Source organism: Fluviibacterium sp. S390 (assembly GCF_049800695.1).
Classification (GTDB): Bacteria; Pseudomonadota; Alphaproteobacteria; order Rhodobacterales; family Rhodobacteraceae; genus Meridianimarinicoccus.
In genome coordinates, this window is the sequence record NZ_JBNAFN010000010.1 from 66,737 (window position 1) to 76,863 (window position 10,127).

Annotated in this window: 10 protein-coding genes; 6 read left to right on the forward strand and 4 right to left on the reverse strand. The window is 64.4% G+C overall.

Annotation, left to right across the window (positions count from 1 at the left end; translation table 11 throughout):
• Positions 1-62 precede the first annotated feature (62 nt).
• Genes nagA through ACP15K_RS10045 form a run of 4 tightly spaced genes read right to left on the reverse strand, consistent with a single transcriptional unit; the run spans position 63 to position 3,836 of the window.
• A complete protein-coding gene (gene nagA, locus ACP15K_RS10030) occupies positions 63-1,202 on the reverse strand; it encodes an N-acetylglucosamine-6-phosphate deacetylase (RefSeq protein WP_193142989.1) in 1,140 nt (379 codons plus the stop codon).
• A complete protein-coding gene (locus ACP15K_RS10035; protein WP_424990429.1) occupies positions 1,199-2,227 on the reverse strand; it encodes an SIS domain-containing protein in 1,029 nt (342 codons plus the stop codon). The genes nagA and ACP15K_RS10035 overlap by 4 nt, the downstream gene beginning before the upstream one ends.
• A 2-nt stretch (positions 2,228-2,229) precedes the next feature.
• Positions 2,230-2,988: a GntR family transcriptional regulator gene (locus ACP15K_RS10040; protein ID WP_424990430.1), complete on the reverse strand. Its 759-nt coding sequence runs from the start codon at positions 2,986-2,988 to the stop codon at positions 2,230-2,232.
• On the reverse strand, positions 2,985-3,836 hold the full coding sequence (locus ACP15K_RS10045; RefSeq protein WP_424990431.1) for a BadF/BadG/BcrA/BcrD ATPase family protein: 852 nt from the start codon (positions 3,834-3,836) through the stop codon (positions 2,985-2,987). Before ACP15K_RS10045 ends, ACP15K_RS10040 begins: the two co-directional genes overlap by 4 nt.
• 191 nt (positions 3,837-4,027) lie before the next feature.
• Between ACP15K_RS10045 and ACP15K_RS10050 the strand changes: the two genes are divergently transcribed.
• The 6 genes from ACP15K_RS10050 (at position 4,028) to ACP15K_RS10075 (ending at position 10,091) form a co-directional block, all read left to right on the forward strand.
• Positions 4,028-4,915: an N-acetylmuramic acid 6-phosphate etherase gene (locus tag ACP15K_RS10050; protein WP_424990432.1), complete on the forward strand. Its 888-nt coding sequence runs from the start codon at positions 4,028-4,030 to the stop codon at positions 4,913-4,915.
• A 34-nt stretch (positions 4,916-4,949) separates the two neighbouring features.
• Complete coding sequence (locus tag ACP15K_RS10055) at positions 4,950-6,206, forward strand: ABC transporter substrate-binding protein (RefSeq protein WP_193142993.1); 1,257 nt, start codon at positions 4,950-4,952, stop codon at positions 6,204-6,206.
• Positions 6,207-6,284: 78 nt separating this feature from the next.
• Positions 6,285-7,208 (forward strand): carbohydrate ABC transporter permease, encoded by a 924-nt coding sequence (locus ACP15K_RS10060; protein WP_193142994.1) that lies wholly within the window; start codon positions 6,285-6,287, stop codon positions 7,206-7,208.
• An 11-nt stretch (positions 7,209-7,219) separates the two neighbouring features.
• Entirely contained in the window at positions 7,220-8,059 is an 840-nt protein-coding gene (locus ACP15K_RS10065) for a carbohydrate ABC transporter permease (protein WP_193142995.1), read from the forward strand.
• Positions 8,056-9,084, forward strand: a complete 1,029-nt coding sequence (locus ACP15K_RS10070; RefSeq protein WP_424990433.1) for a Gfo/Idh/MocA family protein — start codon at positions 8,056-8,058, stop codon at positions 9,082-9,084. Before ACP15K_RS10065 ends, ACP15K_RS10070 begins: the two co-directional genes overlap by 4 nt.
• Positions 9,081-10,091: an ABC transporter ATP-binding protein gene (locus ACP15K_RS10075; RefSeq protein WP_424990434.1), complete on the forward strand. Its 1,011-nt coding sequence runs from the start codon at positions 9,081-9,083 to the stop codon at positions 10,089-10,091. Before ACP15K_RS10070 ends, ACP15K_RS10075 begins: the two co-directional genes overlap by 4 nt.
• Positions 10,092-10,127 lie beyond the last annotated feature (36 nt).

Genomic DNA, 10,127 nt, shown 5'->3' on the forward strand with positions numbered 1-10,127 from the left:
TCGGTGCATGGCTGACCTTCCGTCACCGCCGGCCCACGAACGGCCATTCGGTGACGGTGCCGTCATGCAGACAGGACATCTCCGCGATACCGGCCCGCCCGATCCAGATAGATCGCCGACAGGGCGGCCCCAGCGGCGATCCGGCCAAGCCCCTTGGCGTCGCGCAGAACGGCGGCAGGCATGGATGTGGCCATGGCGTAGGCTCGGGCAGGCGCGATGCCCACCTTGTCGATCAGCACCGACAAGGCGGTGGGAAAATCCAGATCCGCACCGGCCAGCGTGCCATCTTCCAGCGTCAGGCGCCCGTCGCGGCGCAGCACACGACGGCCGTTGAGGTGAAACTCGGTGATGTCCGAGCCGACGGTGGACATGGCATCGGTCACCAGGAAAACACTGCCCGGCGCCTGCTTGGCCGACAGCGCCACTGCCATGCTTGAGGGATGCACATGGATGCCATCCGCGATCAGCCCCGCCGAAACCTGCGGCGTCGACAGGGTTGCGCCCACCAGACCGGGTTCGCGATTGCCCAGCTGGCTCATGGCGTTGAACAGGTGGGTGACGCAACTGGCCCCGGCGGCAAAGGCGGCTTCGGCCTGATCCCGGCTGCAATCGGTGTGGCCCAGCGACACGATCACCCCGGCCCCGGTCAGCCGGGCGATCTGGTCGGGGGTCACGTTTTCGCAGGCGACGGTGACCATCACGTTGGGCAGGCGCCGGGCGGCATCGCACAGGAAGGCCGCGTCATCCTCTTCCATCGGGCGGATCAGAGCCGGATCATGCGCGCCCTTGCGGGCGATGGACAGATGCGGACCTTCCAGATGGATGCCGACGACGCCCGCCACGCCACGGGCGATGGCGGTTTCCACGGCATCGACCGCCGCGCGGGTGCGCGCGGGCGTGTCGGTGATCAGCGTCGGCAGCAACGCGCGCGTACCGGTGGTGGCATGGGCGGCGGCAATGGCGGCCACGCCCTCGGCGGTGGTGTCGTCGTTGAACATGACCCCGCCGCCGCCGTTCACCTGAAGGTCGATAAACCCCGACAGCAGCGTGCCGCCATCCAGTTCGGTGATCGCGGCGCCTGCGGGGATGGCATCGGGTGCAACAATTCCCTGCACCCGGTCGCCATCCAGAACCAGCGCCCGATCGCTGTGCAGCTTGGTTCCGTCAAAGATCCCTGCACCCAGGTAGGCATGTGTGCTCATACTGTTTCCGTCACTTTCTTGAGGTGGCGCGGCTCGTCCGGGTTGACCCCGCGCGACACCGCCACTTGTTCGACCAGCGCGTAGAACGACGAGATCAGCGAAATCGGGTCGGTCAGCGGATGCGCCGTGGCCGCCACCGGCAGACGCGAAGCCCGGCGTACCTTGTCCGAGGTGGCAAAGACCATCGCGCCCTTGTCCGCGATCTGGTCGGCCACGTCCACCAGCGCCTGTTCGGCCTGATCGGCGGCGGCCAGGGCGATCACCGGGAAGCCCTGATCGACGATCGAGACCGGCCCGTGCAGCACCTCGGCCGAGGAATAGGATTCGGCGTGCAACTGGCAGGTTTCCTTGAATTTCAGCGCCGCCTCGTTGGACATCGCCAGCGTGGTGCCTCGGCCCAGGCAGAACAACGAGGATTGCGAGGCGATCTGCTCGCCAAGCGCGCTCCAATCCAGGATAACCGCCTTTTCCAGTGCTTGCGGCAGCTTGTGAATGGCGGCCAGCAACGCCGCGTCGCGCTGCCATTCGGCCAGCAGCCACAGGGCCGAGACCACCGAGGTCACGAAAGTCTTGGTCGCCGCCACGCTCAGCTCGGCGCCGGCCTGCAAGTTCAGCGTGTGGTTGCTGACATTGGCCAGATCGCTGTCGGCATGGTTGGTCATGGCGAATGTCAGCGCCCCGGCCTCGCCTGCCATTTCAGCCATGCGCACGATGTCGGGACTTTTTCCCGACTGGGACACCGCCAGACAGGCCGCGCCTTGCAGCTTGAGCTTCTTTTCATAGATCGACGCAATCGACGGCCCGACCGAAGCCACGGGCACACCGGCGGTCAGCTCGGCGGCGTATTTGAAAAAGGTCGCCGCGTGATCCGAGGATCCGCGCGCCACCGAGATCAGATAGGCCGGGTCGCGCTCTTCCAGCATCCGGGCGGCGGCCTGCATGTTGGCCTGCTCACGGGACAGCAGGGTTTCGACGACCGAGGGGATTTCCAGGATCTCGCGTCGCATATGAGTCTGGGACGTCATGGCTATTCCTTTGAGAGTCTGAGTTCGGCAACGAAGTTGTAGGCGTCGCCGCGATAGAGGGATTGGGTGAACTCGGCCACGCGCCCGTTTTCCAGGTACGAGGTCCGGTCGATCATCAGGCCGGCATCGCCGACCGGCACCGCCAGAAGCTCGGCATCCTTGGCCGACAGGTTGATGGCGGAAATCTTCTGCAGCGCACGGACCGGACGGAACCCGTCACGCTCCAGCACTTCGTAAAGAGAGGTCTCGACTGACAGCGGATTGGGCAGGATGTCCGTGGGCAGCGAAGCCCGTTCGATCGCCATCGGCTCGCCATCGGCCATGCGCAGACGCACGATCCGCGCCACCGAATCTTCGGACGACAGGCCCAGCGAGGTGATCTCGTCCGGGGAGGGCATGAAGAAGCCGCGCTCCAGGAAGCGTGAGGTCGAGGTCTTACCGCGCCGGGTCATGTCCTCGGAAAACGAGGTCAGCCGCGACAGGTTCTGCTCGATCCGTTCGGGTTTTGACGCCACGAAGGAGCCCGAGCCCTGCTTCTGGATGATGGTGCCTTCGTCGGCCAGCATCTGGAACGCCTTGCGGACGGTGACCCGCGACATCTGGGTGATCGCGGCGATCTCGCGCTCGGCGGGCAGCGGGCTGCCGGGCTGCAGGATGCCGCGCGACACGCCGTCGTTCAGGCGCTGCCACAACTGCATGTAGCGGGGTCCGGCACCAAGATGGAACCAGCCTTCGGGATCAAGGAATTCTGCCACGGTCATGCCACTGTCTCCAGAAGTTCACGGGCCAGCGTCATGGCCCCATCCAATGCCGTGCCCTGGGGCTGACAGATCCGCGCCTGGTAGCGGGGCGCAAGATAGGGCGCGTAATGCGGCCCAAGCCCGCCGATCAGGCACAGGACATCCGTTTCCTTCAGTGCAAGTGCGTCCAGCGCCGCGTTCAGATAGGCGGCCCCGCCTTCCATCAGCCGCTGGCCCACGGCATCGCCATCCTTGGCGGCCTGCACGATCTGCGGCGCGAAACCGGCGTATTGCGATGGGTCAGAGGTGGCCGAATAGGTTGCCAGCCGATGGATCTTTTCGTCGAAGCGGGCGAAGACCGCACGCGTCAGGTCCGAAGGCGCGGCCAGCCCGTCACAGGCCAGCAGCGTCTGGCACAACAGTTCCCGCCCCAGCCAGGCGCCCGAGGCCTGATCGCCGGCCTTGAAGCCATAGCCGCCCAGAAACCGCACCGAACCTCCGCGTCGGCCCGCCGCGAAAGAGCCGGTGCCGATAGCCAGAAGCGCGCCATCCCGGTCGCCCAGCCCGCCCAGGGCCGAGGTCAGCCGATCATCGGAGACCGAGCAACGCGCGAAGGGCAGTTGCGCCGCCAGCGCCTGCGAATCGTCTTCGCACATGATCCCGGCCAATCCCACATGCGCCACGGTCCGTTCCAGCGGCAGCGCGTCGGATCCGGCCAAGGACAGCGCCTCGTCCACCGCTTTTTGCAGGTTTTCGGCGGCTTGTATGGGATTGGTTGTATAGTTGGCAGGGCCGCCTGCGGCCCGCGCCAGAATCACGCCGTCCGAGCGCCCGATCACGGCCCGGCATCCGGTTCCGCCGCCATCCACGGCACATGTTTGGTATTTTGTTTGGCTGCTCATAAGATACCTTTACCATACCTATACAGCCAATCCAACAGAAATTCCGGCCGGATCAGGCCACAACAAGCGGTTCCGGGCGGCATTGGCGGTTTTGGAAATAATTGGTAGACAAAAGGTATTGTTTAGGTATTGTTGTGGCACTTGAAGGAGGAATCAGCTTGCGCATCACGCCGCCCACCGCATCCGGCACAATGCCCCTCGACGCCCTGTCGCGGGGCGACGCCTTGTCGGCCATGCTGGCCTCTCAACAGGCAGCGGTGGCTGCGGTTGCCCATGCGAAACCTGCCATCGACATCGCGGCGGTACATCTGGCCGGGGCCCTGTCGGGCGGACATCGGGTGTTCTGGGCCGCGGCGGGAAGCTCGGGCCTGATGGCACTTGCCGATGCCAGCGAGATGCCCGGCACCTTCGGGGTTGCACAGGATCAAATCCGCATCTGCATGGCCGGCGGGGTGCCTGCCGACGGCGCCATGCCCGGCGACACGGAAGATGGCACCGCCGATGCGCTTGCCGCCGTCGCCACCATGCAGCCCGGCGACCTGGCCATCGTGGTCAGCGCCAGCGGCACCACCCCTTTTGCCATCGCCTTTGCCGAAGCCGCGCTGAAGCGCGGCCAGACGGTCGTGGCCATCGCCAATGTGCCCGGCTCGCGGCTTTTGACCCTGGCCGATGTGGCCATCGCGCTGCCGACAGGTCCGGAAATCATCGAAGGCTCGACCCGTCTTGGCGCCGGCACCGCACAGAAAGTGGCGCTGAACATGATGTCGACGCAGGCCGGCATCCTGATGGGCCATGTGCATGACGGGCTGATGGTCAACCTGATCCCCGACAACATCAAGCTGCGCAAGCGCGCGGCCACCATTGTCAGCCGCATCACCGGCGTCTCGCCCGAGGCGGCACAAGAGGCCCTGAAGGCCTGCGACTGGAACACCAAATGCGCCGTTCTGGTGGCGTCGGGCCATGATCCCGACACCGCCCGCCGGATGCTGGCCGACGCAGGCGGACGACTTCGCGCTTGCTTGACCGCGGCCGCACAGACACCCTGAACCTTATCGAACGACCAACCCAAGGGAGAGAGACATGAAACTCAACACACTGAAAGGCGCGCTGCTTGTCACCACGCTGCTGGGCGGCACTGCCGCCATGGCGCAGGATGCCGAGCTGATCATCGAAAGCTGGCGCAACGACGACCTGACCATCTGGCAGGACAAGATCATCCCGGCGTTCGAAGCCGAGCATCCCGGCATCAAGCTGAAGTTCACCCCCTCGGCCCCGGCGGAATACAACGCCGTTCTGAACTCCAAACTGGACGCGGGCTCGGCCGGCGACATCATCACCTGCCGCCCCTTCGACGCCTCGCTGGCGCTGTATGACGCGGGCCACCTGGCCAATCTGAGCGACCTTGACGGCATGGCCAACTTCTCGGACGTGGCCAAGTCGGGCTGGTCCACCGATGACGGCAGCGCCACCTACTGCGTGCCGATGGCCTCGGTGATCCACGGCTTCATCTACAACAAGGATGCCTTTGCCGAGCTTGGCCTGGAAGTTCCCACCACCGAAGCCGAATTCTTCGCAGTGCTGGACGCGATCAAGGAAGACGGCGGTTATACCCCGATGGCGATGGGCACCAATGACCAGTGGGAAGCCGCCACCATGGGCTACAACAACATCGGTCCGAACTACTGGAAGGGCGAAGAAGGCCGCAACGCGCTGATCGCGGGCGAACAATCGCTCACCGACGAAGGCTGGATCGCACCGTTCCGCCAACTGGCCAAATGGGGCGACTACCTGGGTTACGGCTATGAGGCGCAGACCTATCCCGACAGCCAGAACATCTTCACCCTGGGCCGCGCCGCCATCTATCCGGCCGGATCGTGGGAAATCTCGGGCTTCAACGCGCAGGCCGATTTCGAAATGGGCGCCTTCAACCCGCCGGTCCCGAATGCGGGCGACACCTGCTATATCTCGGATCACACCGACATCGGCATCGGCATGAACGCCGCCTCCGAGAATCCCGAAGCGGCCCGCACCTTCCTGAACTGGGTGGCCTCGTCGGAGTTCTCGAACATCTTCGCCAACGCGCTACCGGGCTTCTTCCCGCTGTCCAACGCGCCGGTCGAACTGGACGATCCGCTCGCGCAGGAGTTCATCTCGTGGCGCGACAAGTGCGAAAGCTCGATCCGGTCGACCTACCAGATCCTGTCGCGCGGCACGCCGAACCTGGAAAACGAGACCTGGAACGCCTCGGTCGCCGTGATCAAGGGCGAAGAAAGCCCCGAAGACGCGGCCCAGCGTCTGCAGAACGGCCTCGCCAGCTGGTACGCCCCGCAGCAATAAGCGCGGCCTGACCTGCCCCGGGCGCATCTCTCCGCCCGGGGACCCCCTCCCCCCCCGACATTTCGAAGGAGACATCCGATGGCAACGCCGTCCAAACCCCGAGTCAGGTGGCACATTGCGGTTTTCCTGGCGCCTGCTGTCCTTGTCTACACGGCGGTCATGATCTACCCGCTGTTCAACACCCTGCGCCTGTCCCTGTTTTCCGAAGTCGAACAACAGCGGGTCTGGGTCGGGTTGCAGAACTTCCGTACCCTCTTTGGCGATGCGATCTGGTCCGATCAGTTCTGGAACGCGCTTGGCAACAACGCCTGGTTCTTCCTGATCCACATGCTGGTGCAGAACCCGATCGGCGTCGCCCTTGCGGCGATCCTGTCCTCGCCCCGGCTGCGGTTCTCGGCCTTCTACCGGTCGGCGATCTTCATCCCGACCATCCTGTCCTTCGTGATCGTCGGCTTCGCCTGGAAACTGATCCTGTCGCCGATCTGGGGCATCGCACCTGAAATGCTCAACGCCATCGGCCTGAAGTTCCTCTACCAGCCGTGGCTGGGCAAGGAAGAATACGCCCTGACCACCCTGAGCCTTGTTTCGGTCTGGCAGTACGTCGGGATCCCGATGATGCTGATCTACGCAGCCCTGCTGTCGATCCCCGACGAGATCCTTGAAGCGGGCGAATGCGACGGCATCACCGGCTTGCAGGCCTTCTTCAAGATCAAGCTGCCGCTCATCCTGCCCTCCATCGGGATCATCTCGATCCTGACCTTTGTCGCCAACTTCAACGCTTTCGACCTGATCTATGCCGCCCAGGGCGCGCTGGCCGGGCCGGATTTCTCGACCGACATCCTGGGCACCTTCATGTACCGCACCTTCTTCGGGTTCCAGCTTCAGCTTGGCGATCCGCACATGGGATCGACCATCGCCTCGGCCATGTTCGGCATCATCCTGGTGGGCGTGTGCATCTACCTGTTCGGTATCCAGCGCCGTTTGCGCAGCTACCAGTTCTGAGGAGCGGACACATGAGCAAATCAAGAGCAAATCTGGGCACCACCTTCGCGGCGCACGCGGTGCTGATCACCTATACCATCATCGCGCTGTTCCCGGTTTTCGTGATCCTGATCAACAGCTTCAAGACCCGCAAGGCCATCTTCCGCGAGCCGCTGGCCCTGCCCAATGCCGAGAGTTTCTCGATGATCGGCTACGAGACCGTGATGAAACAGGGGGATTTCTTCCTGTACTTCCAGAACTCGATGATCGTGACCGTGGTCTCGCTGACCCTGATCCTGCTGTTCGGCGCCATGGCGGCCTTTGCCCTGGCCGAGTACCGGTTCAAGGGCAACACCCTGATGGGGCTGTACCTGGCGCTGGGGATCATGATCCCGATCCGCATCGGCACCGTCGCCATTCTGGAAATGATGGTCTCGACCGGGCTGGTCAACACCCTGTGGGCGCTGATCCTGGTCTACACCGCGCAGGGCCTGCCGCTGGCCGTGTTCATCCTGTCGGAGTTCATGAAGGGCGTCAGCGACGACCTGAAGAACGCCGGACGGATCGACGGGCTGAGCGAATACAAGATCTTCTTCCGGCTGGTTCTGCCGCTGGTGCGGCCCGCCATGGCCACGGTCGCGGTGTTCAACATGATCCCGATCTGGAACGACCTGTGGTTCCCGCTGATCCTGGCCCCCGCGGAAGAGGTCAAGACCCTGACCCTGGGCAGCCAGGTGTTCATCGGCCAGTTCGTGACGGATTGGAACGCGGTTCTGTCGGCCCTGTCGATGGCGATCCTGCCGGTGATGATCCTCTATGTGATCTTCTCGCGTCAGCTGATCCGCGGTATCACCTCGGGGGCGGTGAAATGAGGGTTCTCATCGCCGGACTGGGCAACATGGGGCGCAGCCACGCCCTGGCCCACCATGCCCACCCTGACGCCGAAGTCGTGGGGCTCGTCAACCGCTCGCCGGTGGATCTGCCCGACGCCCTGGCCAGCTACCCGCGCTTCACCGAGTTTGGCGAGGCGCTGGCACAGACCAAGCCGGAACTGGTGGTGATCGCCACCTATACCGACAGCCACGCCGATTATGCCGTGGCGGCGATAGAGGCAGGTGCCCATGTCTTCGTGGAAAAGCCGCTGGCAGGCACGGTCGCGGATGCGCAGCGGGTGGCCGACGCCGCCCGCCGACTGAACCGCAAGCTGGGGGTTGGCTATATCCTGCGCCATCACCCCAGCTGGCAGCGGCTGATCGCCGAGGCCCGCGCCCTTGGCGGACCCTATGTGTTCCGCCTGAACCTGAACCAGCAGTCCGAAGGGGCCGCGTGGGAGACCCACAAGGCGCTGATGCAGACGACCTCTCCATTGGTGGACTGCGGGGTGCATTATGTCGACGTCATGTGCCAGATCACCGATGCCACCCCCTTGCGGGTCCATGGCATGGGCCTGCGGCTGAGCGACGAGATCGCCCCGGACATGTACAACTATGGCCAGTTCCAGGTGATCTACGACGACGGGTCCGTCGGCTGGTACGAGGCCGGATGGGGACCGATGATGTCGGAAACCGCCTTCTTCGTGAAGGATGTGGTCAGCCCCAATGGCGCGGTGTCCATCGTCGATGCCGACAAGGGCGACAGCGACGACATCGACAACCACACCTGCGTCGGTGGCCTGCTGGTACATCGCCCCGGCGACGACCGTCGCATCGACCTGCCCGACGAGCCGGGGCACCAGGCACTTTGCGACGCCGAAGCGGCCTGGATCCTCGACGCCATCGCCAAAGACACTGACCTCAGCCGTCACATGACCGACGCCGTGCAATCCCTGCGCATCTGCCTTGCCGCCGATGACAGCATCCGCACCGGCCAAACTATTTCTCTGGGAGACCTGCAATGACCGCCCTGAAACTGGAAAACGTCAACAAGTCCTTCGGCCCGGTTCATGTCCTGAAAGACATCAACCTGACCGTGGAAGAAGGTGAATTCGTCGTCTTCGTCGGCCCCTCGGGCTGCGGGAAATCAACGCTGCTGCGCGTCATCGCGGGGCTGGAAGACGCCTCCAGCGGCACCATCACCATCGGCGACGAGGTGGTGAACACCGTGCCGCCCGCCCGCCGCGGCATCGCCATGGTGTTCCAATCCTACGCGCTGTATCCGCATCTGACCGTTAAGGACAACATGGGGCTGGGCCTGAAACAGGAAGGCCAGTCCAAGGACGTGGTGGAAGAGCGTGTCGGCAAAGCCAGCGCGATGCTGGATCTGGACAAATACCTGGCGCGCCGTCCCTCGGAACTGTCCGGCGGTCAGCGTCAGCGGGTGGCCATCGGCCGGGCCATCGTGCGCGATCCCAAGCTGTTCCTGTTCGACGAACCGCTGTCCAACCTCGATGCCGCCCTGCGCATGAACACGCGGGTGGAAATCGCCGCCCTGCACCGCACCCTGTCGGCCTCGATGATCTATGTGACCCATGACCAGATCGAGGCGATGACGCTGGCAGACAAGATTGTCGTGCTGCGCGACGGCCGGATCGAACAGGTGGGCAGCCCGATGGATCTGTACAACAACCCCGCCAACAAGTTCGTGGCCGGGTTCCTCGGCTCGCCGTCGATGAACTTCCTGGCGCGATCGGTGGCGGGTCTGCCTGCGGGCCAGACCCTGGGCATCCGCCCCGAGTACCTGTCCTTCCGCGACGATGGCCAGATCTCGGGCGAGGTCACCCATGTGGAACGTCTGGGCGGCGACACCAACCTGCTGGTGCGCACCGATCAGGGCGAAACACTGACCGTGCGGCTTTTCGGGCAGGACAGCACCCCGGTGGGCGCCCGTGTGACGCTGGGCTACGACCCTGACGATGCCTTCTATTTCGACGCCGACGATCAGCGCATTCTGCCACTGGCAGCCTGAGCGTCTTCTCCCCCGCCCGGGCAACAACGCCCGGGC

What these genes read in the sequence shown, in the direction of transcription:
- nagA (WP_193142989.1), bottom strand. Translation starts at nt 1,202, where the DNA reads ATGAGCACACATGCCTACCTGGGTGCAGGGATCTTTGACGGAACCAAG.
- ACP15K_RS10035 (WP_424990429.1), bottom strand. Translation starts at nt 2,227, where the DNA reads ATGACGTCCCAGACTCATATGCGACGCGAGATCCTGGAAATCCCCTCG.
- ACP15K_RS10040 (WP_424990430.1), bottom strand. Translation starts at nt 2,988, where the DNA reads ATGACCGTGGCAGAATTCCTTGATCCCGAAGGCTGGTTCCATCTTGGT.
- ACP15K_RS10055 (WP_193142993.1), top strand. Translation starts at nt 4,950, where the DNA reads ATGAAACTCAACACACTGAAAGGCGCGCTGCTTGTCACCACGCTGCTG.
- ACP15K_RS10060 (WP_193142994.1), top strand. Translation starts at nt 6,285, where the DNA reads ATGGCAACGCCGTCCAAACCCCGAGTCAGGTGGCACATTGCGGTTTTC.
- ACP15K_RS10065 (WP_193142995.1), top strand. Translation starts at nt 7,220, where the DNA reads ATGAGCAAATCAAGAGCAAATCTGGGCACCACCTTCGCGGCGCACGCG.
- ACP15K_RS10070 (WP_424990433.1), top strand. Translation starts at nt 8,056, where the DNA reads ATGAGGGTTCTCATCGCCGGACTGGGCAACATGGGGCGCAGCCACGCC.
- ACP15K_RS10075 (WP_424990434.1), top strand. Translation starts at nt 9,081, where the DNA reads ATGACCGCCCTGAAACTGGAAAACGTCAACAAGTCCTTCGGCCCGGTT.